We start from the raw sequence: 23,687 nt of genomic DNA on the forward strand, positions 1-23,687 counted from the left end.
TCGTCTCCATTGTCCAACGGCCAGCTGCCATCCTGCAACATCTTGTAGTCACAGTGGACGAGACGAGCTTTGATTCATCGCAAATGCGTCTCGAGCCTGAGGAGTGGCCAAGCGCTTGGGCAGGAGCAGCCCTTCACCAGCCGTTGTGATCCGGATAGCTCTGCCGCCAAACCCGAACGTGGCAACGACAGCCCCTTGTTCGGGCCTGTTATGACCAGCCTATTTGCACGCCACCGTACGCCATGGCCCTCTGCGGAGCTGAGCGGGATTTACTTCCGAAGCGCCGACGTATCTGATTGGCCAAACGGTCAGAAAGGAGCGCAGGAACGGTTGAAGACATCTGGTGAGCACTAAAAAGAGGAGGAGATAGGGCTGCCGAACGCCGCTACTGACGCCGCCCCCTATTCCCACTCGATTGTTTCCAGCCCAGCTAGGTCGTTGATCTAGCTGGGTTTTTTCTTGCCTGCGGCACTGAAAGCCGACGCATGGTCCGCCAAAAAGTTACGCTTTTGATTTTAAAGGGAAATCGCCGCAGAAAAATATTCTGAGGTTTCACCAACTATCGGGACCAATCGAACGATTTTTTGCACATTACGGCGTCCGACGGCGTGCCCAAGCCGTCTCGAAAAGTACCGTCACCGCTTCAACTAGCGCATTTTTTCGGCGCAAGATCAATGGTCATGGTGGGTCCGGATGGACCTCGCCTTTTCAACAAAATCAAGCAGTTACGGGGTGGTTCGCCAAGCCATATCCTTCGTATGTTCTCGTATGGTCTGGCGAACCTAAGGAGGACGAACGAGATTAACTACTAGCTTCGAGATATCGATGCTGTGTTTGCGGGTCGCCAGGAACTTCCTCCCACTGAATGACCGAAATTGGGCCGTTAGCGGAATGGCGGCTTTTGGCGTCGGAAGAACGATAGCGGACGCAACTGTGAGAAGAACTGATGCCTTGGCCTGACCCAAACGAGCCATTCCGGCAGGCAAGCTCGAATGTCTCGAATGTGGTGAATACGACATTGACAAAACCTCAGCCGTCGAGGAAAGCGCGGAAAGAAGGGATTTGCTGAGCGCCGGTGAGGTCGGTTTCCTTTCAGAACAACTGATACTATGATCCTGCGGGGCCAGGCCAACAATGGACCGCAAGCTTGCCGCGATTCTCGCCGCCGATGTCGTGGGCTATTCGGCTCTGATGGAGCGCGATGAGGCCGGCACGTTCGAGCGCCTTCGCGCCGGGCGCAAGGAACTGTTTGAACCCGAAATTGCACGCCACCACGGCCATATCTTCAAGCTGATGGGCGACGGGATGTTGGCCGAGTTCGGCAGCGTCATCGATGCCGTCGAATGTGCGGCGTCGCTGCAGCGCGGGCTTGGCGAGCGCAACGCTTCGCTTCCCGAAACCGAGCAGATTCACGTGCGGATCGGCATCAACCTCGGCGAGGTGATCGTCGAGGGCGAGGACCGGTATGGTGGCGGGGTCAACATCGCAGCCAGGCTTCAGCAACTGGCGGAACCCGGCGGCATCTGCGTGTCGGGAAAAGTGGCCAAGGAGGTGGAGAGGAAACTGGCTTTCGCCTTCGAGCCGATGGGCGAGCAGAGGGTCAAGAACATTGCCGAACCAGTTCAGACCTATCGCGTGGTGCTTGATCCAGCGGCAGCGGGCACGACCCTCAAAGCTCGCCGCCGGCCGCGCGCCTGGCGCCTTCCGGTAGCGGCGGCTGTTCTCATCCTGGCCCTCGGCCTTGCGGCGGCATGGTGGCAGCCGTGGGAGAGGCCTGCGCAGCCTGCTGCGCCCGCGGCCAGCGAGGCGGTAGATGCCCGGCCGTCGCTTGTAGTCCTGCCCTTCGACAGTCTCAGCGACGACAAGCAACAGGAATATCTCGCCAACGGCTTCACCGAGGACCTGACGACCGAACTGGCGCGCGTGCCCGGCCTTTTCGTCGTCTCCCGCAACGCGGCCTTTGCCTACAAGGACAAGGACACGAAGCCGGCGGAGATTGCTGCAGCATTGGGCGTCCGCTATCTGCTGGAGGGTTCGATTCGCCGCGTCGGCGACGACATGCGCATCAATGCGCAACTGATCGACAGCTCGACATCCGGACATCTCTGGGCGGAGCGCTTCGACGGCCGGTGGGCGGACGTGTTCGCGCTGCAGGACAAGGTCGTCGGCAGCATTGCCGGCGCGCTCCAGCTCCACCTGTTGAGCGTCGCGCCGCCCGCCCGCGCGGGAGGCACAAACAATCCCGAGGCCTATGATGTCTATCTCAAAGGGATGGACATCTATAACCACGTCAACACCCCCGAGGAGTTTGCGCAGGCTGTGAAGCATTTCCAGAACGCGGTGCAACTCGACCCCGATTTCGGCGCGGCTCATGCCCAACTCGCCTGGGCCTATTGGGACGCGGACATCGACCGGGCCGTGGTGATGGGGCTCACGCGAGCCGAGGCCTATGACAAAGTCCACGAAACCCTGAAGCTCGCCGCCCGACATCCTTCGCCGGGTTATTATCAACTGGTCGCCGAGTTGATGGTCAGGGAGCACAACTCGGACGAAGCAGTCAGCGTTCTTCTGAAATCGGTGGCGCTCGATCCTAGCGATTCCTGGAATTATCTCTCGCTGGCCAATGCCCTGAATTTCAACGGCCGGCCGAAGGAAGCGCTGAGCTATCTCGATGCGGCTGCGCGCGTCGACCCGATCTCGTGGATGGACTACAGGCGCTACCAGGCCGGACTGGCCGAGTTCGGTCAAGGGAAATTCGAGGGCGCGGTTCGCTCCATCGGGAAGATGGACCTTGCTTCGCCCGATCCACCGGCCAACTTCTATGCCCTGCAAGTCCTTGTTTCGGCCTATGGGCATCTTGGGCGCACCGACCAGGCCGCAGCCGCCTTGGAAATGTTTAGGAAGGTTGTTGCGCGCAGAATGGAATACGGGGCGAGCCAGTTGATCACCCAGGACTACATGGTGTTCAAGAATGCGGCCGATATCGAACGCCTTTTGGCCGGCCTGACCAAGGCAGGTGTGCCCGATCTGCCGGCATTGGCAAGTGCAGGCATGAATCCGAAGGACCGGCTCACAGGCGCGGAAATAAGGTCTCTCGTGTTCGGCCACGAAACGCGCGGAAGATTGGCGTTTGACAAGTTCCTGCCTATGCAGCGCACGACCTCCGTCGACGGCGCCGTCAGCGAGACCATTGGCCAAAGGACCCGCTCAGGAACCTCGTGGGTGCAAGGCAATTTCTTGTGCAATGCCTTTCCGGTAGAGCTGACAAGCTGTGGAGCAATTTATCGCAATGTGTTCAGGACGCCGGGGCGCGACGACGAATACAAGGCCGTTTACCGCTGGGACCAGTTCGAATTTTCCGTCGTCAAGTGAACTCCCAAATGCCGCGAAGGCCGAAAGTCTGCTTGCGGGATACACATGCGACCTTGTTCGCCATAACCGCAAACGACCGGAATTGGCGCAAAGCTGCCTGTGGCCTCTGCACGAGCGATGACCGCTTTTGGTGAATGGACGGGATCGTGGGAAAGACTGCCATAAGGCGCAAAGCTGCCGTTCAAAACGTAGAACACCGGGGTTCGTGCTAATGCGCACGGTCGATTTCGGAAGTGGCTCGACCTGACAGGCCGTACCGACCGCTCCCGTCATCCGCTTGCTTGCGATGGCCCGACCTTTGCCGAGTTGGGTTCGTAGTCAGTGCGAGACGAACACCGGCAGGGAGAATTGCTCAAGCAGGGACTTGGTCATCCCGCCGAACAAGGCCTCACGGATTCGCGAATGGCTGTAGGCGCCGGCAACGATAAGGTCTGCCTCTTCTATTGCGCGCGAAGCAAATAGCGCCTCGATTGCCGATAGATCACCGCTGTCCGTCCAGCGATCGGTCTCGGCTTTGACGCCATGTATACGCAAATGGTCGCGCAGCAGGTCGACATCCGCATCCTTTGCGTCGGCCGGGGGAGCGAAGACGAATACCGTGACCTTTCGCGCCTGGGTCAGGATGGGCATCGCATCGTGCACCGCACGCGCGGCTTGCCCGCTTGGTGACCAGGCAATCACGATCTCTTCTCCAACGGGCGTCGGCCGCCAGTCCCGCGGCAGCAGGATCATCGGCACGCCCGCGGACATAAGCAAATCCCTTGGCACTTCGGGTAGGATCCGGTCGGCAACCTCCGGATTGGGCTGGGTAGCGATCACCAGATCCGCGTAGGGCGTATAGTAGTTCTTCCAGTCCGCCGAGCTCCGCTCTGCGACCTTGAAGCGGACGTCCACGCCGAACCGTTCGGCACTTGCGTGAAATGTTTCTTCAAGCGATTTTTTTATCCGGCAGGGTCGAACTGCGCGATGCGTCTAATGGCAGTCCGGTTTTCTCCGTTTCCGCGCCGGCTGAAAAAGGCAGCGACGCTGCCAGCTCGATAGCACAGATCGTCTTTTCCAAAGACGGATCACTCATTGCGTTTGCTATGTGCCGGATGGCGCTGAGCAATGACTCTCACTCGTTCGTGGTCCGGGGTCAGTCGCCGAGGTTTTTCTTTTCGGGTGATTGACCAGCGCCGGCCCGATCATGCGGAGCCGGCTGTCACTGCATGCTGAGCAGAGCCTTGCGGAAGCGCAACGAGGCGAGCACGACAAACGCGACGCCTATGATGGCGAGTGCTGCCATCTGCGGCCAGACGATTGCAAGGCCGGCGCCACGATAAAGGACCGCCTGCGACAGGGCGACGAAATGCGGCGACGGCGAAACCATCATCGCCTCCTGAAGCCAGGCCGGCATGCTCTCCATCGGCGTCGTGCTGCCGGACAGAAGGTTCATGACGATAAGCACCGGCATGACGATCAGGCCGAACTGTGCCATGGAGGTCGAGACCGTGGCGATGAGGATGCCGAGCGCGGTGGTCGAGAAGAGATAGAGCACGGCGGCGCTCACGAAGAGCGGCAGCGAACCCGCCACCGGGACGCCCAGAAGACGCTCGACGACGACCAACAGGGACAAGATCGCGGCCACCACGATCACCAGTCCATTTGCCCAAATCTTGGCGAGCATGATCTCGATCGGCCTGACCGGCATGACAAGAAGATGTTCGATCGTGCCATGTTCCCGCTCGCGGATGAGGGCCGCACCCGCCAGGATCACCGACAGCATGGTGATATTGTTGATCACCTGCATGACGGCGGTAAACCACTCGGATTTGAGGTTGGGATTGAACTTGGCGCGCATCACGAGGTCGATCGGCTCGGCCTGTACTGTAGTGGGCATTGCGGCAAGCACCTCCTGAAGGAGAATGTTCTGGATATAGGATGCGCCATTGCCGGCTTGCGACATGGCGGTGGCGTCGATGTCGAGGCCGATCTCGGGATGCCGCCGGGCAATCACGTCCTGCTCGAATTTGGGCGGAATCTCGACGACGAAGACGAAGCGCCCGGAATCCATCGCCTGGTCGACGTCGTCGGCATCGATCAGCACAGGCTCCTTGAAGAAGGGCTTCAGCAGCGCATCGTGCAAGCGGGTGGAAAGCATGGAATGGTCTTCGTCGACGACCGCGACGGACGTGTTCTCGACCTCGAACTTCGCACCCGTCGAGACGGCGTAGATGGCGAAGGTGAAGGTGTAGACGATCAGCAGCATCAGGACCGAATCGGACCACAGGCTGCGGAGTTCCTTGATGCCAAGGCGTAAGATTGTGACGAGGGACGCGGCCATGTCAGGCTCCCTGCTTGCGCAGTGCGACGACCGAAGCAGTGATGAAGCCGAGGCCGAAAAGGACGAGCACGGCAAGATTAGGCCACAAATCCGCGAAGCCGAGCCCCTTGGCGAAGACGCCGACGCTGATCGGCTGATACCAAGCGGCCGGGAAGGCAAGGCCGAGCAGGCGCCCGCTGCCCGAAAGCGACGAGACGGGTACCAGCAGGCCGGAAAAGTTGACTGCCGGAAAAAGTGCCGGTCCGAGAAAAGCAAAGACCAGACGCGCCGGATCCCGCAGGATTTCCAGTGTCTCTCGCCATGCATAGGCCCAAAGCCGGCGCGGATCGACAGCCCTTGGCTTCGAAGCCTTCTCCTGGCTGGCGGGCGCGGACAACGTCGCCTGTCCGGCGTCACTGCCCATCCCCGCCTCTTCGAGCACTGCGACGAAGACGTCCTCCAGCATCTCCTTCCCGCGTTGCTTTTTCAACTCGGCCGGACTGCCGAGCGCCAGCACCTTACCCTCGTGCATCAAGGAGATGCGGTCACAGCGTTCCGCCTCGTTCATGAAGTGTGTGGATAGGAAGATGGTGACGCCGTCCTCGCGCGACAGCGCGATGAGAAAGCGCCAGAAGCCGTCGCGGGCGACCGGATCGACTCCGGAGGTCGGCTCGTCGAGGATGAGCACCTCGGGTCTGTGGATGACGGCGACCGCAAGCTGCAGGCGCTGGCGAATGCCGAGTGGCAGGCTTTCCGGCTTGCTGTCGGCGACGCTGCCAAGATCGAAACGGCCCAGCATCTCTTCAATGCGCGGCTCGATCTCTTTGTGCGTGATGCCGAACAGTTGCGCGTGCAGCACGAGATTCTGCCGCACGGTCAGTTCACCATAGAGCGAGAAGGATTGCGACATGTAGCCGACGCGCCGTCGGGTCTCCATGTCGCCCGCATTGAGCGGTTGGCCGAAAAGCGCGGCCTTGCCCTCGGTGGCGGGCAGGAGACCAGTCAGCATCTTCATGGTCGTGCTCTTGCCGCTGCCGTTGGAACCGAGGAAACCGAAAATCTCGCCCTTCTCGATACGGAAGCTGACATGATCGACGGCCGTAAAGGCACCGAAGCGGCGGGTGAGACCATCCGCTTGGATCGCGGGAACACCGTCGTGGAGGATGCGCGGCGTGACCAGCAAAGGCGTATCGGCCTGGCGCACCTCTTTCGGCATGAGCGCGACGAAGGCGCGCTCCAGCGTAGCCTCCCCGGCCTTTTCCCGGATTTCAGCCGGACTGCCGGTCGCGATCACCTGGCCGCCATGCATGGCGGCCAGCCAGTCGAAGCGCTCGGCTTCTTCCATGTAGGCCGTCGCGACAAGAACGCTCATGCCCGGGCGACGCTCACGCATGCGAGCGATAAGGTCCCAGAACTGGCGGCGTGATAGCGGGTCGATACCGGTCGTTGGCTCGTCGAGGATGAGCAGGTCGGGATCGTGGATCAGCGCCGCGCAGATGCCGAGCTTCTGCTTCATTCCACCCGAGAGCTTGCCGACCGGCCGGTCGCGGAACGGGGCGAGGCCGGTGGCGGCGAGAAGCTCGTCGATGCGGGCATGGCGCTCCGCGCTCCCCTGCCCGAACAGCCGGCCGAAGAAGTCGAGGTTCTCTGCGACGCCGAGCGTGGGGTAAAGATTGCGGCCGAGCCCCTGCGGCATATAGGCAATGCGTGCGCCGACCGAACGGCGCTCGCCCGCAACCGTCATGTCACCGCCGAGCACACGGACCTGTCCTTGCTGAACCCGAGTGACACCGGCGGCAATTCCGAGCAAGGTCGACTTGCCCACGCCATCCGGACCGATAAGACCGGCCATGGGACCCGCGGGGATGACCATGTCGACATTGTCAAGCGCCGGCGTCTTGCCGTAGCGGTGAACGACATGCCGGAAGTCGAGAACGGCACCGATCATTGCGGAAGCTTCACGGCAAGCTCGGTGGGCCAGGCCGCTGTCTGATCTGTCCGCACGTAGGACACGCCCCGCACGCCGATCTTCACTCGCGACTCGTACTGCTTGAGCAGGCTCGAAGCGATCTGCAGCTTGACGCGGAACATCAGCTTCTCGCGCTCGTCCTGGGTCTCCACGGTCTTGGGCGTGAACTGTGCGTCGGACGCCACGAATGAAACCGTGACCGGAATCACATATTCGGGGGCAGGATCGAGGATGATCCGCGCCTCATCACCGATCGCAAGGCGGCCGACGGTCTGCGCCGGCAGGAAAACGGTCATGTAGACGTTCGACAGGTCGAGCAGCGTGACGATCGGTGCGCCGGCGGCGACCACCTCGCCCGACTGCACGAGCTTGTATTGACGCGTCGGTTGCCGCATGTGCCTCGTCCAGTCCTGCTTCGGCGGCGATGCGTGCGGCCTGCGCCGCTGTGAGCTGGCTTTTGCGCAGATCGAGATCCTGCCTGCTGCCATAGCCGCGCGCGTTCAACGTGGATGCGCGGTCATACTCTTGCTGGCCGAGCACAAGCTCGCTATTGCGCTGCGCGATCAGAGCTTCCGCTTCGGCTGCTGCCTTTTCAGCCCGCCGGACCTGCGCTTGCGCGCCGGCCATCTGGGCCCGCAGATCGGCCGTATCCATGCGTGCCACCACGGTAGCGGCGTCGATGGTCTGGCCCTCGTCCACCATAACGTCCGAGACGCGACCGGCAAGCTTGGCCGAAACCAGCACTTCCTCTGCCTCGATGCGTCCGTTGGTCATGGCAATGTTGGCGGGGAGCTGCTTGCCTCCCAGCCGATCCCACAGCGTATGAATCCTGTCGCTGAAGCTCGGCTGATCGGCTGGAAAAACAGGTCCAGCGCTCAAGGTGATGCTTGTCGTCAAGGCAGCGGCGAAAAGGGATGATCGAAAATACGACAAAAGACAGCTCCAACGAATGTTTGACCGGGAAAGAACCTGTCCCGGCCCCACACCACTATCGCAGCGCCATCGATCCGACTTTGACGCAGATCATACGCAGCCCAATGGTCTTTTATGTCGGCCCTCAAATGGAATTGAACCGGGCGGCAGGGAGGCTCGCCATTGGCAGCTCAATCTCGTCCTTGCGATATGCCACCTGCCGCCTCTCGACTATTCGCAGCATGATGCCTGTAGACAACACACTGTGATCAAACCCAGACAATTCGCATCCCGCTCCTGACAATTTCGGCGCTCGGATTTGACGCGCATCAAAGCCTTCCAGACGCATCCGACACATTCTCCTGGGGCCCAGAACCCGCGGGAGACCCGCTATGGCCGCCACCGAAATTTCCACATCAGCCGTGCCGGCCGCTTCGATATTGGTAGGATCAAGCAACAAGCTGCGCCTTGGCGCGCTCACCGCCCTTCTCATCGGTTCGATGGTGGGCTCGGGCGTCTTCAGTCTGCCGCGGAACATGAGCGCGGCGTTCGCTACGCGCTGAACGCCACAGTCACCAATCTGGATTTCGGCGGGAATGGTCAGACCGGAACTGTCGAGCGTGTCCTCTATGAGCAGGACGGACGAAAGCGCCGAAGACCCCGACCAGATCCTGATGCATCGACCCGTGGTCAGGCCCGAGCCTGTCGATTAGCGCCTGGATATCGAGCTTTGTCGATTTGTAGCACATCGGATGCCCGCAATTGACATACATGGGTTCGCGGGCGGCTAAGGTGTCAGCGAGGGTCTTTTGGTGCATGGCGAACTCCATTGAAGGGGTCGCCTCCTGATGGCCGCTCCTCCGCCAAGAGCCATTGGCGGGAAATGTCCCCGCAAGGTTTTGTTGCAGAGTTTCTAATATTATGGTCGGCTTTAGCCGGCTTGCCCCCAAAAGCCCCAAGCCGGTCAGGCCCGGCGGTCAGTCGAACACACCCCAACGGACCGTCGGGCCGCTAAACTGGACCTGTAGGGTTTAGATCATTCGCTGCTGCCGATGCCGGGCTTGCCTCGGCGCCTTTCGATGCCCGTTCATAGATCAAGCTGACGACCAGACCGACATACCCAAGTTGCAATATGACCAAGGCAAGGATGGCCCATCCAAGCGCCGTCCAGACGGCACCCGTTTCCATGTCAGCCCAGATCGCCACGATGAACGACGTCGCGAACATGCCGACCAAAAATTGCGGAAGATACATCGTTGCCCCGCACCCGTTAAAAGAGCCCGCCGCTCCATTTGCGAAGCGGCGCAACGGTGTCGATCCTTACGCATACATCGCCGACGTTCTCGAGCGCATGGTCGACCGGCACCCGGTCAACCGCCTCGACGAACTCCTCCCATGGGCATGGAAAGCGGGAAATCCTGTCAAGAGCTGACGCCATGTGCAGCAACCGGACGCTTACGGTCGTGTGGTCGTGTCTAGTCTGGCAACGAAGATCGCTCAGCACTAGCAGCGAAGCCTGAACTGGCAGTTCGAGGAGTGTGGGAAGCCTTCTGGTTGTCGCGCCAGATGACCCCCAGCCGTCATGCTTTTCGGCGGCGTAAATGCCAAGGCCTGAACGCCAGTAGACTTAGGTCTCGCGCGATCTCATCCGCTCCGACCGACGGCGGCATGTGCAAGGCTGGTTGTACGAGATTACGCACCTTGCCGGCCATGACAATCGCGTTGCGATCCGACATGCCGCGAACATCGAGCAGCCTTACGTCAGCCCAGACATTGTTCAATTTTGCTGCGACGCGATCGGGCATCAGGTCAAGATCATGACCCGCATGAACATTGGCGAACAAACAGCCGGAAGCATTTTTCAGGCGTGTCTGAACAAGGCCGAAAAATGTCTCGGCGCATAGGTGGTCTGGAATGCGTCTTCCGGAATATGCATCGAGGACAATTGCGTCGTAGCGATGCCGGTCGCTACGCAGGAAATTGCGCCCGTCAGCAACATGACAATCGACCTCGCGAGGAAGCCCGAAATACTTGTGAGCGATCCGGAAGGCGCTTGGATTGATGTCAACTATCGTCACGCGCACACCGGCTCTGTCCAACATGGTGCCCAGGCTGCCGCCACCGCAACCGATCATCAACACATCCGATGCTTGCATTTGCGCGAGAAGGCCAAAGATCGCGTGTATGTAAGGCACCACACTTACGCCATCTGGGTCGCACTCGCTTTGGAAGCAGCCACCTTGACGGTAGATGAACGAGCCGGTGTCCTTCGCGCGAAGAACTTCGATATTGCCGAAATCACTGTGATATTTTGCTATCCGGATCATGATTTAGCCATCGTAGCCAGGGTTCCAAATCCTGAAGTTCCACCAAGCATGGGCTTGATCTTGAGGACGACTTTTGAGGGCTGAGGTCCTTCAAGGTGCGCTCCGGTTTGCGCCATCAGCCTGGGATAGCCGGCCATGAACGGCTGACATCAAAAGATGATATCTAAAACATCATTTATTGACTGTAACACATTTCAATGTATGCTGCAACGCGTAGAGCTTATGTCTCAAAGCTGAAAAAGGGGCGATTTGTGATAACTGCTCCGCAGTTGCGCGCCGCCAGGGCGCTGCTCGGCATCGATCAGCGCAGACTTGCCGAATTGTCCGGCCTTTCGGTGCCGACAATTCAGCGCATGGAAGCCAGCGAGTGGATGATCCGGGGTAATGTCGATTCCCTGATGAAATTGATCGCAGCGCTTGAGGTCGCCGGCATCGAGTTGATCGGGGAAGGTGCGACCAGCCAGGCTGGTGGGCGTGGGGTGCGGCTCAAGGTGGGCTTCAACCCAGCCAGGATTTCCGGCGCCGACGATGCGGAGACCGGCTCCGGCGAGAGCCTGCCGTGACGCCGATCGTTGCCCTTCCCTTGTGCGGCGTCGCCGCGCTTCTCGGAACCGCCATAGGGGCTGTCGCGGTCAGCCGACGTGGTTCGGCGACACGTCTGGTCTATGGCGCAACGCTTGGCATATCGGCCGCCCTGTTCGTGATCGTCACAAGCGCGCTGGCAGGCGATCCTGCCGGCATCTCAACCGTCACGCTGCCACTTGGACTGCCCTGGATCGGCGCTCATTTCCGTTTGGATGCGCTCTCGACTTTCTTCCTCGTCGTCGTCAACTTCGGCGGCGCCATGGCCAGTCTTTATGGCCTCGGCTACGGCAGGCATGAATCCGCGCCGCATCGGGTGCTGCCGTTCTACCCGGCCTTCCTCGCTGGAATGAACCTTGTCGTGCTGGCCGACGACGCCTTCACTTTTCTGCTGTCCTGGGAGTTCATGTCGCTCGCCTCCTGGGCGCTCGTCATGGCGCACCATCGCGAACAGGACAATACGCGGGCAGGTTACATCTATCTGGTGATGGCAAGCTTCGGCACGTTGGCGCTGCTGCTCGCCTTCGGTCTGCTGGCCGGACCGGCCGGAACCTACACATTCGACGCGATGCGTGCCGGCGAGCCAAGCCGGTTCGTCGCCGCCGCAGTCCTTGGCCTCATGCTGCTCGGCGCCGGCTCCAAGGCCGGCCTTGTCCCTTTGCATGTCTGGCTGCCGCTCGCCCATCCGGCGGCACCGAGCCATGTCTCCGCCCTGATGAGCGGCGTCATGACCAAGGTCGCCGTCTATGGCTTCATACGCGTCGTTTTCGACCTACTCGGCGAGCCGGCCTGGTGGGCGGGCGTCGTAGTGCTCTTCCTCGGCGGTCTGACCGCGGTTCTCGGCATCCTCTACGCATTGATGGAAAAGGATCTCAAGCGGCTCCTCGCCTACAGCACGATCGAAAACATCGGCGTCATCTTCGTCAGCCTTGGCCTCGCGCTTGCCTTCAAGGCGAACGCCATGCCGTTGGCTGCGGCACTGGCGCTCACCGCCGCTCTGTTCCACGTTCTCAACCATTCCTTGTTCAAGAGCCTGCTGTTTTTCGGCGCTGGCGCCGTGCTCACAGCGACCGGCGAGCGCAACATGGAGAAACTGGGCGGTCTTATCCACCGCATGCCGCTGACCAGTTTTGTCGTTCTCGTCGGCTGCGTTTCGATCTCCGCGCTTCCGCCCTTCAACGGCTTCGTCTCCGAATGGCTGGCCTTCCAAGCCATATTGCAGAGCCCTGACCTGCCGCAGTGGGGTCTGAAGGTCATGGTGCCTGCCGTTGGTGGCCTGCTGGCATTGTCGGCGGCGCTGGCGGCGGCCTGTTTCGTGAAGGCGTTCGGAATTACATTTCTCGGCCGGCCCCGGACCGCCGTGGTGGAACGTGCGCACGAGGTCGATCGCTATTCGCTGGCGGCAATGTTCATCCTCGCGGCACTTTGCCTGCTTGCCGGCATTCTGCCGGGCCTCGTCATAGACGGCCTTTCACCGGTGACGCTTTCGCTCATCGGCAACCGCATGCCGGTGCAGATGGCGCAGCCCTGGCTGTCGATCGTACCGATCGCCGAGAGCCGCAGCTCCTACAATGGCCTGCTGGTGTTCCTTTTCATCGCTGCTTCCGCATCGCTCGCGGCAGTCGTGATCCACCGCTTCGCCTCGCATGCGCTCCGCTGGAGCCCCGCCTGGGGCTGTGGTTTGCCGGACGTTACGCCGGTCGCGCAATACACGGCAGTCAGCTTCGCGCAGCCCATTCGCCGCGTCTTCGGCACATTCGCGTTCCGGGCCAGGGAAACGGTAGAGATGCCACCGCCCGGCGCGACTGGCCCGGCGCGTTTGACTGTCGAAATGCACGATGTGGTCTGGGAGGCTTTTTATCAGCCGATCGCTGGCGCCATCGATTTTGCAACCCTGAAGTTGAACCGCCTGCAGTTCCTGACCATTCGGCGCTATCTGACTCTCGTTTTCCTCTATCTCGTCACCTTGCTCACGGTGCTCGCGCTATGGCCCTGATCCTTCAGTTGGCTGTCCAGGGCGCACAGATGATGCTGGTGCTTTTGCTTGCACCGCTGCTGACCGGCTTCGTGCGCAAGGTGAAGGCGAGACTGCTGCGGCGCCAGGGGCCTTCCCTGATCCAGCCCTACCGGGATCTGTTGCGGCTTATGCGCAAGGAAGTCGTCCTGGCGGACAACGCATCCTGGCTGTTTCGCGTCATACCCTACCTGATCTTCGCCGCCACCTGGGTCGCTGCCGCGCTCATCCCGACGTTCGCAACCGGCCTTACCTTCAGCTGGACCGCCGATCTGATAGCCATCGTTGCGCTGCTCGGCAGCGCCCGCTTCTTTCTTGCGCTGGCGGGGATGGATGTCGGCACGAGTTTTGGCGGCATCGGTTCAAGTCGCGAGGTCATGATCGCTTCATTGGCTGAGCCCGCCATGCTTCTGATCGTGTTCAGCCTCGCGCTCGTCGCCGGAGCGACGCAGCTCTCCACCGTCGCCGCCTTCATGGCTTCGCCCGATGTCGGTCTGCGGGTGTCGCTCGGCATGTCGCTCATCGCTCTCGTCATCGTGGCGATCGCCGAAAACGCCCGCGTGCCGGTGGACAATCCGGCAACCCATCTGGAGCTCACGATGGTTCACGAGGCGATGGTGCTGGAATATTCCGGCCGCCATCTGGCGATGATCGAGTTTGCCGCTTTCCTGAAGCTGCTGCTCTATGTCTCGCTGATTTCCTGCGTCTTCGTTCCCTGGGGACTGGTGACTGCCCAGGCCGGGCCGGCTTCCTACGGTCTGGGCGTCGTCGCCTATGTCAGCAAGCTTGCCGTCTGCGGCATTCTCCTTGCCGTATTCGAAACCGCCATCGCCAAGATGCGTGTCTTCCGTGTTCCGGATTTCCTCGGGGCGGCGCTCATGCTGGCCCTGCTCGGCACACTCTTGCTGTTCGTCTCACGGAGCCTTTGATGAACGGTCTCACCTTCGACATCGCCCATCTGCTTGCCGGTGGCCTGGTGCTGGTTAGTTTCATGATGCTGTATCAGGATCGCCTCTTTGCGCTGATCAACGTGTTTGCATTGCATGCGGTCGTCCTCGCTCTGTCCGTGGCCTGGCAGGCATACATCCAGGACGCCCATCATCTCTACGTGACCGCCGCGATCGCCCTCGTGTTCAAGGCGATCGTCATTCCCGTCGGGCTTCATCGCATCATTCAGCGGCTCGGCATCCATCGCGACATCGAGACCGCCGTGGGCATCGGTCCGACCATGCTGGCGGGAATTGGTCTGGTGACGCTCTCCATGGTCCTGATGCTGCGGGTCACCCCTGAGGCCGATCCGCTGGCGCGCGAGGATCTGGCCTTCGCGCTGTCCATCATTCTGCTCGGGCTGCTGGTGATGGTCACCCGCCGAAATGCCGTCAGCCAGGTTGTCGGCTTCATGTCGCTCGAGAACGGCCTGGTGCTGGCCGCCACGGGCGCCAAGGGCATGCCGCTGGTCGTCGAGATCAGCGTCGCCTTCTCGATCCTGATCGCCTTCATCGTCATCGGCGTCTTCCTGTTCCGCATCCGCGAAAGGTTCGACTCGGTGGATGTCGGTGCGCTCGACGACTACAGGGGAGAACGCCGTTGACCGGGTTTTCCTTCGATGCGGTGGCCGCCATTTTGCTGATACCGCCAGCGGCTGCGGCACTCATGGCCGTGCTGCCGAACTATCGGGTGACGGCACGACTGAATGTCTTCGCCAGCTTCCTGACCTTGCTTGCCGCGCTGTCGCTTCTTGTCACCGACCGGCCGCAGCCGGGGCAGTATCTGCTGGTCGACGATCTCAACATCGTCTTCATCGTGCTCAACACATTCGTCGGCTTCACCACCAGTGTGTTCAGTGCCTCCTACATTGCGCACGAGCTCGACACCGGCCGGCTGACCGCACCGAATTTGCGGTTCTACCACGCCATGTACCAGATCATGATGTTCGGCATGAACCTCGCATTCGTCTCGAACAATATCGGCTTGATGTGGGTGGCGGTGGAGCTTGCCACGCTGACCACCGTGCTCATGGTCGGCATCTATCGCACCCATGAAGCGCTGGAAGCCGCCTGGAAATATTTCATTCTGGGAAGCGTCGGCATTGCGCTCGCCCTCTTCGGCACCATCCTCGTCTACATGGCCGCCCAACCGGTGGTCGGCGCGGGCACGAATGCCATGGTGTGGACCGCGCTGATCGAACATGCCGCGCGTTTCGACCCGGCTTTGCTCAACGTCGCCTTCGTCTTTCTGCTGCTCGGCTACGGCACCAAGGTCGGCCTTGCCCCCTTGCATGCCTGGCTGCCCGACGCGCATGCGGAAGGCCCAACGCCGATTTCCGCGGTGCTGTCGGGTCTGCTTTTGAATGTCGCGCTCTATGCCGTGCTGCGCTTCAAGCTGCTGCTGGCCGCAAGTCCGCAGGCGATACCCCCGGGACCGTTGATGGTCACGATGGGGCTCACCTCCCTCATCTTCGCCGCCTTCATGCTCTACCGCCGCCGCGACATCAAACGCCTGTTCGCCTACTCTTCGATCGAACATATGGGCATCATCGTCTTCGCTTTTGGCATGGGTGGTCCGCTCGCGAACTTTGCCGGCCTGCTGCATATGGTCATGCACAGCCTGACCAAGTCGGCGATCTTCTTTGCGGTCGGCCACATCGCGCAGGTCAAGGGGACGCAAAAGATCGCCGACATAAGAGGGCTGACGGAAACTCATCCGGGGCTTGGCTGGGCGCTGGTCATCGGTGTCATCGCCATCGCCGGCCTGCCGCCGCTCGGCATCTTCATGAGCGAATTCCTGGTCGTGAGTTCGACTTTTGCCAGGCAACCGCTTCTGGCGATCCCGTTGGTGTTCGGGCTTCTGCTCGCCTTCGGCGCCCTGCTGCTGCGGCTGATCGGCGTCGCCTTCGGCGAGCCGCGCGGCAGCACCGCACCCGTCGAGGCATCCTACGTGCCGATGTATTCCCATCTGGCGTTGGTATTTGGCGCCGGCGTATATCTGCCATCGCCCTTGGTCACGTGGTTCCAGCATGTCGCGGCCATTCTGGGATGAAGCGGATGAGCAAAAGAAGCATGCCGGCGCTGGTCGACCTCATCGAGGCCGGCCGTCCTGCCGAACATCACGCGCCTTCGAGGCGCGCCGTGGTGGCTCCGAAAATCTGGAGCCTTGCCGTCGAGCAACTCGCTGAGGGCCGCTGGAGCCTGCTCGGCCTCTGGGGGGAGCCGAACACCGTCCACATGGCGCTTCTCGACGAGGTTCGAGACATCGGCGTCATCAGTCTGCAATGCCCTGGCGGTCGCTACCCATCTGTCGGCCAGCGGCATCCGCCCGCTTTGCGGCTTGAGCGTGCTGCCGCTGACCTTTTCGGGTTGCTGCCGCAGGGGCTTCCCGATACCCGTCGCTGGCTTGACCATGGCCATTGGGGGAGCAGCCATCCCCTGGCGACGCGGCCACAGCCTCCAGCCGTGGCGTCTTCCTACCGCTTCCTTGCCGCGGAAGGCGACAGCCTCCACCAGATTCCGGTCGGGCCCGTGCATGCCGGCATCATCGAGCCTGGGCATTTCCGATTCACCGCAAGCGGCGAAACGGTGGTGCGGCTGGAAGAGCGTCTCGGCTATGTTCACAAGGGCATAGAAGGTTTGATGGCGGGTTCGCCCATCGATCGCGCAGCCGGACTGGCAGGCAGGACCTCCGGCGACAGCACAGTGGCCTATTCGCTTGCCTTTGCCCGCGCGGTCGAAGCAGCGCTCGGTGTCGAGGTCCCGCCGCGTGCCCTCTGGCTGCGGGCACTGATGGCCGAGGTGGAGCGGCTTGCCAACCATCTCGGCGATATCGGCGCCATCTGCAACGACGCGGCCTTCGCACTCATGCACGCCCATTGCGGCGTGCTGCGCGAACGCGTTTTGCGCGCCAGCGATGCCGCCTTCGGCCATCGTTTGATGCGCGATTGCATCGTGCCTGGAGGGGTGGCAAGCAACCTGCGCGAAGAGGGAGAGCGCGCGGTTCGGTCGGTGATCGCGGAGATCAGGCAACGCTTTCCTCGCCTGATTGAACTCTACGACAACACCGCCTCGCTACAGGACCGCACCGTCGGAACCGGCCGCCTCAAGCTGGAGCTTGCCCGGCAATACGCAGCCGGCGGCTATGTCGGCCGAGCCTCCGGCCGTCACTTCGATGCGCGGCGCAGTCCGGGCTACCCCCCTTACGACGAACTCACTTTCGACGTACCTGTCCTTGAGGAGGGCGACGTGAATGCCCGCGTCTGGATCCGCATTCGCGAAGTCGAGCAGAGCTTGTTGCTGGTCGAACAGATCCTGCAACGGCTGCCGGGTGGCGACGCGGCGCGCGCCAATGTCCCCCCTACGAACGGCCCGCGTGAAGGTATGGCGCTGGTCGAAGGATTCCGCGGCGATATCCTGGCCTGGCTGCGCATCGGCGAAGGCGGCCTGGTCGAGCGCTGCCACTTGCGTGACCCGTCATGGTTTCAATGGCCGCTTCTTGAAGCAGCGATCGAAGGCAACATCGTTGCCGACTTTCCGCTCTGTAACAAGTCGTTCAACTGCTCCTATTCCGGCCATGATCTCTAAAGGCACGCCATCATGCGCAAGCTCCTCTTCGAAAGCCTGACACGACCCCCGCTCACCGAGCCCCCACCCTTGGCACGCGAAGCCGCGATCGACGAGCTCGCCCACGCCCTTGATGGTGCCGCTCGCAAACGGCTGGGACGTAGCCTATCGATCCGCGCAGTCGACGCCGGTTCCTGCAACGGTTGTGAACTCGAAATGCACGCGCTCAACAACGCTTTCTACGACATCGAGCGCTTTGGATTCCGTTTCGTCGCGTCGCCGCGCCATGCCGATGTGCTGCTTGTCACAGGGCCGGTCACAAAGAACATGCGCGAGGCGTTGAAGAGTACCTGGGATGCGACACCCAACCCCAAATGGGTAGTCGCACTCGGCGACTGCGCCAGGAACGGCGGCTGTTTCGCCGGCAGCTATGCCGTTGTGGGCGGGGTGTCGGAGGTGCTGCCTGTCGATCTGCATATTCCAGGCTGCCCGCCGCCCCCAATCGAAATTCTGAAGGGCCTGCTCGCCTTGATTGAGGGGTGAATGCAACGACTGGTGCTCCCCGGTTGAATGTCGATGCTGTCGCTTTTTGGGTCAGCCTTCCATCCGATGCCATCGGCGCGGCTTTCAGCCATTTCTCGCCGAATTCGCCAAAACTCTTTGCCTCTTTCAGGCGGCGCTTGTCGCGCTGCTTCTCGATCGCCGGCGATCGCCCTTCGCCAATGGCGCGCTTCGCGTCGAGGCACTTCTCTCGGGCCAACGCGAGCGAGATGCCGTCTCTGCCATATCTGCCGAGATAGACCGTCTCGCGGCGTCCATTCAGCCTATAGTCCAGCCGAAACGAGATCGCGCCACTGGGCATGACGCGGACATACATCCCGTCACGGTCAGCAATCTTGTAGATTTTCTCTCCTGGTTTCAGTGCCTTAAGGGTGGCGTCCGTCAGTACCCATTGCCTCCTGAAAAGTACCGTCAGTACGATTTCGAGCTCCGCGGCAGGAAATTCCTTTTCCTTCAATGCCTTAAGGTACAAAAAAGTACCGTCACGAGCCTCATTCGCTCCGACGGTACTTAGAAAAATTCGGGTGGGCAATATGCGGAAGGTCCGTCAAGCGGTCCGTCAAAGCCAATCTCTGCGTACCGATTGTCGCTGATTGTTCCTGGAAGGATTTATTTTTGTCTTCAGTATGTTACGTCGCACATTGGCGTATTTCCGCGGCGTTTGAGTGGGTCTGAATCATTCCCACTCGATTGTTCAAATGGCATATAACTCATTGAAAATACTGTGAAATATTTTTCATATCCGCGAAAAGTCCGGCATCGGAGCCGTCAAAAAATTACGCTTTTGATTTTAAAGGGAAAATCGCCACAAAAAATATTTTGAGGTTTCACCAACTATCGGGATCAATCGGGCGATTTTTGCACTTTTCGGCGTTCGACGGCGTGCCCAAGTTGCCTCGAAAAAGTACCGTCACCGCTCCAACTAGTACATTTTTTCGTCGCAAAATCAATGGTCATGGTAGGGCCCGGAGGGCGTCCGAAGACTGTTGATTTTATTGGGTTTTTCGTGGGCCAAAGTGAGAAAGCTTCCCGTATCGTTCCATATGGTTCCGCGACCACTTTCGGGCGACCAAACAGATCGAGATCGTAGAATTTACCCGAACCAAAGCCGTCGGCGGCCAGTGAATGGGAGGGCACCGGGGCCTCGTTCGGCAGCTCGAATTCGAAAATGCGGATCGGACAATTGGTCGCGAGCGATGAATTTTTGTCGAGATCTTCGTTCTCTTCCTGAGGGGCCATCGGATCCTGAGGGGCCATCGGAAAGATCGAACGAGATATTTAGCGACCTTTCTGTTTGCGAAAACCACGTGCGCCAATATCCAAACGTCTGGCAGTTCGTGCGACGAGTTAAAGGCGGAACAGGTCGTTCGCCATTTGATGCGCCCGGGGACCCGGTGATCGTCAGATCCGCCGCTCCGACGCCGCCGAAAAGAAGGATGCCTTGGTCATGTTAAAGCAGAGGCCGACGTCCGGATGCATCGCCCGTGCTTCGTTCACACCAAGCCGAACACTGAACCGCTTGCCCAGGCATTCGAACCAACCGAGCGCGTCCGCGCCCAGCAGTTCGGTAAACGCCAGCGTTCCGGGAATACTTTCGGGCGTCCCCTGATCCACCACGCTTATATCCTCACTGCGGATGCCAAGCACCACATCGCGCTCTCGCGATGAATCTTCGAAACCGTAGCCTGACGTGTCGATCCCAACATCGCCAACCTGGAGCCTGCCCGCGTGGTCCAATCGACCTTGCAGAAAGTTCATCGCCGGCGAACCGACGAAGCCTGCGACGAACAGGCTGGCTGGCTTTTCGTAGATCGATTGCGGGTGGGCATGAAGCATCGACACCATCGGCGTCAGCCCGACGCCGCCGCTGAGCACCAGAGCAACGATGACAAGCGTTGCCAGAATCCCTGCAGCGATCCAGAACCTTTTTGACTTCGGCACGGTCATCCACCCCCGCCGCCGGAGCGGCTTTGCATCGCCTCGAGGATGACCTCGAATATGCTCCCGACCTCTTCGCTGATCTCGTCGGCGCTGATACCTGGTCGGCTGCCTTCATGGCCTTGTCGGCAAGATCGGAGATGGCCGCCGGATCATCGGTGAAGGCATTCGCAGGTGTTCAGCCATCCATTTATCGAGGAAGTCTCCGCCGCGTTTGAGCGGGTTTATTAGACAACGCGCATTGTCAATGCGACAACGCCTGGGCAGCCCAGGAAGCAACGGAACGCAGTGTCACCTTACGCACAAACGAGCCTGTGTGGATTCGAGTCACCGACGAAAACCGCGGTCACCTTTTCGAGTACAGCTTCACTTTGTGAACCGTCTGTTCGAGCGGGGAAGCGAGGCAACGTTGGCGAAGCCGATGACAAGCACAGATCCGAATTCGGACATCTGCCCTTATGACCTCGAATATTTCATGCAAGCACGGGCTTTCTAAGGATGCCGCCGAGTTCACAGCAACGGCCGATGATGCGACTACGACGCCGAAGCCTTGTCGCTGCCCCGTTCGCCGGTGGCGGATGAGGCCGATCGCTGATATTGATCTGATCCACTCCATCAAGGCGCGCATATGACATCCGATTCAGATAAGGCCGAAGCGGTCGAGCAGTTGCTCGACACGCCTGACCTTGCCACAGCGTTGGAAAGCGAACAATTCAAGAAGTTCCTTGACCAGGTTCCGATCGCGATTGCTGTTTCCGATCTGAACGCGAATGAGCGTGTCGTGTATGTCAACCCGGAATTTGAGAAGCTCTCGGGCCTGAAAGCCGCCAGTTTGGCACGCAGGAACTGGGCAGCGCTTTCCGGAGTAGGTCTCCATGAGCAGCAGGACAGTGCGCTGGCTGATAGCATTGTAACAGATACCGATTTCGTGGGAACTTTTCGCCTGGAGCGCGGCGTCGACGAACCGACTGTGGTTGATGCATACTCGAATGTGATCGTAGACGACAACGGCAAGGCTTGCTTTCGACTTGTTGCCCTTGTGGACGTAACGATCCATGGTGGAGCAGCGCCCACGGTTGATGAGCTTGTCCGCGAAAAGGATACTCTGCTGCGCGAGCTCCAGCACAGGGTAAAAAATAACCTCCAGATGATAACCGCACTCATCCGGCTGGAAACCCGCAACGCAGCAGAGCCTGATCAGAAACGTTTCGAGCGGCTGGCGGGGCGCGTTGATGCTCTGGCCATCCTCTATCAAACGCTCTCGGCTGACGAGCAGAAGGACGACGTCGATCTCGGCATCTATCTGAGCCAAATAGCCTCAGCAGTCATGGCCTCGCATGCCGTTGAGGGCATACGCCTGGACATGAAGGTGGATACCTATCCGGTGTCGATCAACGTTGCTATGCCGACCGGCCTGGTTGTGAACGAACTGCTGACCAACGCACTCAAACACGGCTTTAAGGGACGCGAAGGCGGAACGATAACACTTCACAGCGTTGTCGACGGTGACGGTTGCCGAATCATCGTCGCGGATGACGGGGTTGGTTTACCCGATGGAGAGACCTGGCCCAAGCCGGGCAAACTCGGCGCACTAATCGCGCGTTCATTAACTGAGAACGCCAAGGCCTCGTTTGACGTGGTCTCCAGTTCAGCTGAAGGCACGAAAGTTACCATTATGTTCAAACGATCGACGGCCGCGGGCTAAGGAATGCCGCTACGTCCTTTAGCCATTGCATAAAGTTTGCCAGATGTAGCCACCGTCCTGTTCGACGCCTCGGGGTCGCCAAAAGATGACGGTTGCCTCAATGCATAAGCGCGAAGTCGCCATTCAAATTGGGGCCGGAAATCGGGTTCATTACCTCCCTGTAGCCACAGATTCACCGACGGGATTGGATTACCATGGTTGAATCGTCCTTAAACGAGACGAGACTTTCGCTTTCGGGCAGTGGCCAAACAAGAACGCCCCAGCCCGGAGCGTACGGTCGTAGAACGCGGCCCGACCAAGAAATGAGAGTCTTTGGCAGCAGCGGGAATAGCTGCGTCCAAGTTCAACCGAGAAAATATCGTCGCAATTCACCCGCCAGAACGGCGATGCCGAGCCGGCAGAGGGGGTGATAACGCGATGTCTTCCTGATGATGGAGCAGGATCCCCTTTCGGCCAGTCGCTTGCGCCTCTGTTCGCGGAAGGCAGTCATCCCATAATTGCAGACCTTCGTCGTATGATTTGATGTATACTGAACGAACGGTGTCATCAGATCGATTGGCGGTATGATCGAAGGTGGCTGTCTTTGTAGGGCGATTCGATACCGATCAATGAAGGCCCCGACTGCGGGAGCCTTCTGCCATTGTCGGATTTGTCAAAAGGCCTATGGCGGTCCGCATAGGGCCGGTCTTCGCTTTGACGACGGCGTAGAATTCACACAAGGAACGCCCTCCTATTTTCGATCAAGTGAAGTGGCACAACGCGGATTTTGTACTGGATGTGGTTCCCCGCTCGTGTTCGTCTACGACAAAGCTCCTGACATGTGGATAATGATTGGGTCGCTCGACCATCCCGAGGATTGGCCGATGACCGCAGACGCCTGGTGGGGACAGGTCGTTCACACTCAGACTAACTACAAAATCGAATGGGAGGTTTCGAATGACGGACTCCCACAGGTAAAGAGTCCGTTTCGCGACGCTACGGATGCTTTATTGTGTCGTTTGAAGATCCTGCCCTGATGCCCTGCTATCTTCCCGTCGACCAGTTCGCGCCGATCTTGAAAGCCGAAAGTGCTCCGCCCTCGTCGAGAGCCATTAGCCTGGAGTAGCCAACCACGTCGGCAGCGAGGATGGCAGCCAAACGACGCTGCACTGGTCCCTCGGTCATGCTCGGTATGACCTCTCTTCGGGTGGTAGCTCTGTCTGGAGCTGAATTCGCTTCACCATAGCAAGCAAACAATGCGCGGTCTTGGTTCACGTTCGCGTACATCGCGACCAACGCCTCCCTCGCGCCGCTAGTGTCTTAGTTGAATTCCGGCTTATGACGACCCATCCTCGACGTTCCGGCTCGTGGACTCGGCCGGCGGTCGCCCGTACAATCCTTGTCCTGTTGTGAAGGCAATGCGCTACATGACCGAAGGAAGCGTCCAACGTCGCCTCGCGGCCATCTTTGCCG

21 protein-coding genes and 3 pseudogenes are annotated in these 23,687 nt (G+C 60.1%); 13 read left to right on the plus strand and 11 right to left on the minus strand.

Annotation, left to right across the window (positions count from 1 at the left end):
* The first annotated feature begins 1,191 nt into the window (after window positions 1-1,191).
* Complete coding sequence (locus tag AC04SH_RS31605) at window positions 1,192-3,372, plus strand: adenylate/guanylate cyclase domain-containing protein (protein ID WP_488577791.1); 2,181 nt, start codon at window positions 1,192-1,194, stop codon at window positions 3,370-3,372.
* A 318-nt stretch (window positions 3,373-3,690) separates the two neighbouring features.
* Here AC04SH_RS31605 and AC04SH_RS31610 read toward each other — a convergent pair whose 3' ends face one another.
* The 6 genes and pseudogenes from AC04SH_RS31610 to AC04SH_RS31635 form a co-directional block, all read right to left on the minus strand.
* A complete protein-coding gene (locus AC04SH_RS31610) occupies window positions 3,691-4,266 on the minus strand; it encodes a universal stress protein (RefSeq protein ID WP_488577776.1) in 576 nt (191 codons plus the stop codon).
* Window positions 4,267-4,300: 34 nt separating this feature from the next.
* A complete protein-coding gene (locus tag AC04SH_RS31615; protein ID WP_488577777.1) occupies window positions 4,301-4,447 on the minus strand; it encodes a hypothetical protein in 147 nt (48 codons plus the stop codon).
* Between the two features lie 126 nt (window positions 4,448-4,573).
* Window positions 4,574-5,695: an ABC transporter permease gene (locus tag AC04SH_RS31620; protein ID WP_488577778.1), complete on the minus strand. Its 1,122-nt coding sequence runs from the start codon at window positions 5,693-5,695 to the stop codon at window positions 4,574-4,576.
* Between the two features lies 1 nt (window position 5,696).
* On the minus strand, window positions 5,697-7,622 hold the full coding sequence (locus AC04SH_RS31625) for an ATP-binding cassette domain-containing protein (protein ID WP_488577779.1): 1,926 nt from the start codon (window positions 7,620-7,622) through the stop codon (window positions 5,697-5,699).
* Window positions 7,619-8,038, minus strand: coding sequence for a hypothetical protein (locus AC04SH_RS31630; RefSeq protein WP_488577793.1), 420 nt, complete (start codon window positions 8,036-8,038; stop codon window positions 7,619-7,621). The genes AC04SH_RS31625 and AC04SH_RS31630 overlap by 4 nt, the downstream gene beginning before the upstream one ends.
* A gap of 58 nt (window positions 8,039-8,096) precedes the next feature.
* Window positions 8,097-8,417 (minus strand): annotated as a pseudogene (locus AC04SH_RS31635) (efflux transporter periplasmic adaptor subunit); the annotation flags it as partial.
* A 140-nt stretch (window positions 8,418-8,557) separates the two neighbouring features.
* Between AC04SH_RS31635 and AC04SH_RS31640 the strand changes: the two are divergent.
* The 3 genes and pseudogenes from AC04SH_RS31640 to AC04SH_RS31650 form a co-directional block, all read left to right on the plus strand.
* On the plus strand, window positions 8,558-8,824 hold the full coding sequence (locus tag AC04SH_RS31640) for a hypothetical protein (RefSeq protein ID WP_488577780.1): 267 nt from the start codon (window positions 8,558-8,560) through the stop codon (window positions 8,822-8,824).
* A 123-nt stretch (window positions 8,825-8,947) separates the two neighbouring features.
* Window positions 8,948-9,118 carry a hypothetical protein gene (locus tag AC04SH_RS31645; protein WP_488577781.1) on the plus strand — a complete coding sequence of 57 codons (171 nt, stop codon included), beginning with the start codon at window positions 8,948-8,950 and terminating at the stop codon, window positions 9,116-9,118.
* Window positions 9,119-9,864: 746 nt separating this feature from the next.
* Window positions 9,865-9,987 (plus strand): annotated as a pseudogene (locus AC04SH_RS31650) (transposase domain-containing protein); the annotation flags it as partial.
* Between the two features lie 148 nt (window positions 9,988-10,135).
* On the opposite strand, the gene AC04SH_RS31655 reads toward AC04SH_RS31650, so the two are convergent.
* Window positions 10,136-10,882, minus strand: a complete 747-nt coding sequence (locus AC04SH_RS31655) for a spermidine synthase (protein WP_488577782.1) — start codon at window positions 10,880-10,882, stop codon at window positions 10,136-10,138.
* A 251-nt stretch (window positions 10,883-11,133) separates the two neighbouring features.
* Between AC04SH_RS31655 and AC04SH_RS31660 the strand changes: the two genes are divergently transcribed.
* The 7 genes from AC04SH_RS31660 to AC04SH_RS31690 are packed head-to-tail and all read left to right on the plus strand — an operon-like array spanning window position 11,134 to window position 18,574.
* On the plus strand, window positions 11,134-11,445 hold the full coding sequence (locus tag AC04SH_RS31660) for a helix-turn-helix domain-containing protein (protein ID WP_477237641.1): 312 nt from the start codon (window positions 11,134-11,136) through the stop codon (window positions 11,443-11,445).
* Window positions 11,442-13,460: a hydrogenase 4 subunit B gene (hyfB, locus tag AC04SH_RS31665; protein ID WP_477237639.1), complete on the plus strand. Its 2,019-nt coding sequence runs from the start codon at window positions 11,442-11,444 to the stop codon at window positions 13,458-13,460. Before AC04SH_RS31660 ends, hyfB begins: the two co-directional genes overlap by 4 nt.
* Window positions 13,451-14,407, plus strand: coding sequence for a respiratory chain complex I subunit 1 family protein (locus AC04SH_RS31670; protein ID WP_477237637.1), 957 nt, complete (start codon window positions 13,451-13,453; stop codon window positions 14,405-14,407). Before hyfB ends, AC04SH_RS31670 begins: the two co-directional genes overlap by 10 nt.
* Complete coding sequence (locus tag AC04SH_RS31675; RefSeq protein WP_006200993.1) at window positions 14,407-15,069, plus strand: hypothetical protein; 663 nt, start codon at window positions 14,407-14,409, stop codon at window positions 15,067-15,069. The genes AC04SH_RS31670 and AC04SH_RS31675 overlap by 1 nt, the downstream gene beginning before the upstream one ends.
* Window positions 15,066-16,517 carry a hydrogenase 4 subunit F gene (locus AC04SH_RS31680; RefSeq protein WP_488577783.1) on the plus strand — a complete coding sequence of 484 codons (1,452 nt, stop codon included), beginning with the start codon at window positions 15,066-15,068 and terminating at the stop codon, window positions 16,515-16,517. The genes AC04SH_RS31675 and AC04SH_RS31680 overlap by 4 nt, the downstream gene beginning before the upstream one ends.
* A gap of 20 nt (window positions 16,518-16,537) precedes the next feature.
* A complete protein-coding gene (locus AC04SH_RS31685) occupies window positions 16,538-18,052 on the plus strand; it encodes a hydrogenase large subunit (protein ID WP_488577792.1) in 1,515 nt (504 codons plus the stop codon).
* A 12-nt stretch (window positions 18,053-18,064) separates the two neighbouring features.
* Window positions 18,065-18,574: an NADH-quinone oxidoreductase subunit B family protein gene (locus AC04SH_RS31690; RefSeq protein WP_488577784.1), complete on the plus strand. Its 510-nt coding sequence runs from the start codon at window positions 18,065-18,067 to the stop codon at window positions 18,572-18,574.
* Between the two features lie 40 nt (window positions 18,575-18,614).
* On the opposite strand, the pseudogene AC04SH_RS31695 reads toward AC04SH_RS31690, so the two are convergent.
* The 3 genes and pseudogenes from AC04SH_RS31695 to AC04SH_RS31705 form a co-directional block, all read right to left on the minus strand.
* Window positions 18,615-19,007: pseudogene (locus tag AC04SH_RS31695) on the minus strand (Arm DNA-binding domain-containing protein); the annotation flags it as partial.
* 428 nt (window positions 19,008-19,435) lie between these two features.
* Window positions 19,436-19,831 (minus strand): hypothetical protein, encoded by a 396-nt coding sequence (locus tag AC04SH_RS31700; RefSeq protein WP_488577785.1) that lies wholly within the window; start codon window positions 19,829-19,831, stop codon window positions 19,436-19,438.
* A 162-nt stretch (window positions 19,832-19,993) separates the two neighbouring features.
* Window positions 19,994-20,539: an ATP-binding cassette domain-containing protein gene (locus tag AC04SH_RS31705; protein WP_477345011.1), complete on the minus strand. Its 546-nt coding sequence runs from the start codon at window positions 20,537-20,539 to the stop codon at window positions 19,994-19,996.
* Between the two features lie 619 nt (window positions 20,540-21,158).
* On the opposite strand from AC04SH_RS31705, the gene AC04SH_RS31710 reads away from it, so the two are divergent.
* Window positions 21,159-22,235: a sensor histidine kinase gene (locus AC04SH_RS31710; RefSeq protein WP_488577786.1), complete on the plus strand. Its 1,077-nt coding sequence runs from the start codon at window positions 21,159-21,161 to the stop codon at window positions 22,233-22,235.
* A gap of 563 nt (window positions 22,236-22,798) precedes the next feature.
* Complete coding sequence (locus AC04SH_RS31715; protein ID WP_488577787.1) at window positions 22,799-23,251, plus strand: GFA family protein; 453 nt, start codon at window positions 22,799-22,801, stop codon at window positions 23,249-23,251.
* Window positions 23,252-23,258: 7 nt separating this feature from the next.
* On the opposite strand, the gene AC04SH_RS31720 is transcribed toward AC04SH_RS31715, so the two are convergent.
* The gene (locus AC04SH_RS31720; RefSeq protein WP_488577794.1) at window positions 23,259-23,399 is read right to left on the minus strand and encodes a hypothetical protein; all 141 of its coding nucleotides are present in this window, start codon (window positions 23,397-23,399) and stop codon (window positions 23,259-23,261) included.
* Between the last annotated feature and the right edge of the window lie 288 nt (window positions 23,400-23,687).

The organism is Mesorhizobium sp. CNPSo 4688 (assembly GCF_057784295.1).

What these genes read in the sequence shown, in the direction of transcription:
- AC04SH_RS31605 (WP_488577791.1), top strand. Translation starts at nt 1,192, where the DNA reads ATGGAGCGCGATGAGGCCGGCACGTTCGAGCGCCTTCGCGCCGGGCGC.
- AC04SH_RS31615 (WP_488577777.1), bottom strand. Translation starts at nt 4,447, where the DNA reads ATGAGTGATCCGTCTTTGGAAAAGACGATCTGTGCTATCGAGCTGGCA.
- AC04SH_RS31620 (WP_488577778.1), bottom strand. Translation starts at nt 5,695, where the DNA reads ATGGCCGCGTCCCTCGTCACAATCTTACGCCTTGGCATCAAGGAACTC.
- AC04SH_RS31625 (WP_488577779.1), bottom strand. Translation starts at nt 7,622, where the DNA reads ATGATCGGTGCCGTTCTCGACTTCCGGCATGTCGTTCACCGCTACGGC.
- AC04SH_RS31630 (WP_488577793.1), bottom strand. Translation starts at nt 8,038, where the DNA reads ATGCGGCAACCGACGCGTCAATACAAGCTCGTGCAGTCGGGCGAGGTG.
- AC04SH_RS31640 (WP_488577780.1), top strand. Translation starts at nt 8,558, where the DNA reads ATGATCGAAAATACGACAAAAGACAGCTCCAACGAATGTTTGACCGGG.
- AC04SH_RS31645 (WP_488577781.1), top strand. Translation starts at nt 8,948, where the DNA reads ATGGCCGCCACCGAAATTTCCACATCAGCCGTGCCGGCCGCTTCGATA.
- AC04SH_RS31655 (WP_488577782.1), bottom strand. Translation starts at nt 10,882, where the DNA reads ATGATCCGGATAGCAAAATATCACAGTGATTTCGGCAATATCGAAGTT.
- AC04SH_RS31670 (WP_477237637.1), top strand. Translation starts at nt 13,451, where the DNA reads ATGGCCCTGATCCTTCAGTTGGCTGTCCAGGGCGCACAGATGATGCTG.
- AC04SH_RS31675 (WP_006200993.1), top strand. Translation starts at nt 14,407, where the DNA reads ATGAACGGTCTCACCTTCGACATCGCCCATCTGCTTGCCGGTGGCCTG.
- AC04SH_RS31685 (WP_488577792.1), top strand. Translation starts at nt 16,538, where the DNA reads ATGCCGGCGCTGGTCGACCTCATCGAGGCCGGCCGTCCTGCCGAACAT.
- AC04SH_RS31690 (WP_488577784.1), top strand. Translation starts at nt 18,065, where the DNA reads ATGCGCAAGCTCCTCTTCGAAAGCCTGACACGACCCCCGCTCACCGAG.
- AC04SH_RS31700 (WP_488577785.1), bottom strand. Translation starts at nt 19,831, where the DNA reads ATGGCCCCTCAGGAAGAGAACGAAGATCTCGACAAAAATTCATCGCTC.
- AC04SH_RS31705 (WP_477345011.1), bottom strand. Translation starts at nt 20,539, where the DNA reads ATGACCGTGCCGAAGTCAAAAAGGTTCTGGATCGCTGCAGGGATTCTG.
- AC04SH_RS31710 (WP_488577786.1), top strand. Translation starts at nt 21,159, where the DNA reads ATGACATCCGATTCAGATAAGGCCGAAGCGGTCGAGCAGTTGCTCGAC.
- AC04SH_RS31715 (WP_488577787.1), top strand. Translation starts at nt 22,799, where the DNA reads ATGATCGAAGGTGGCTGTCTTTGTAGGGCGATTCGATACCGATCAATG.
- AC04SH_RS31720 (WP_488577794.1), bottom strand. Translation starts at nt 23,399, where the DNA reads ATGACCGAGGGACCAGTGCAGCGTCGTTTGGCTGCCATCCTCGCTGCC.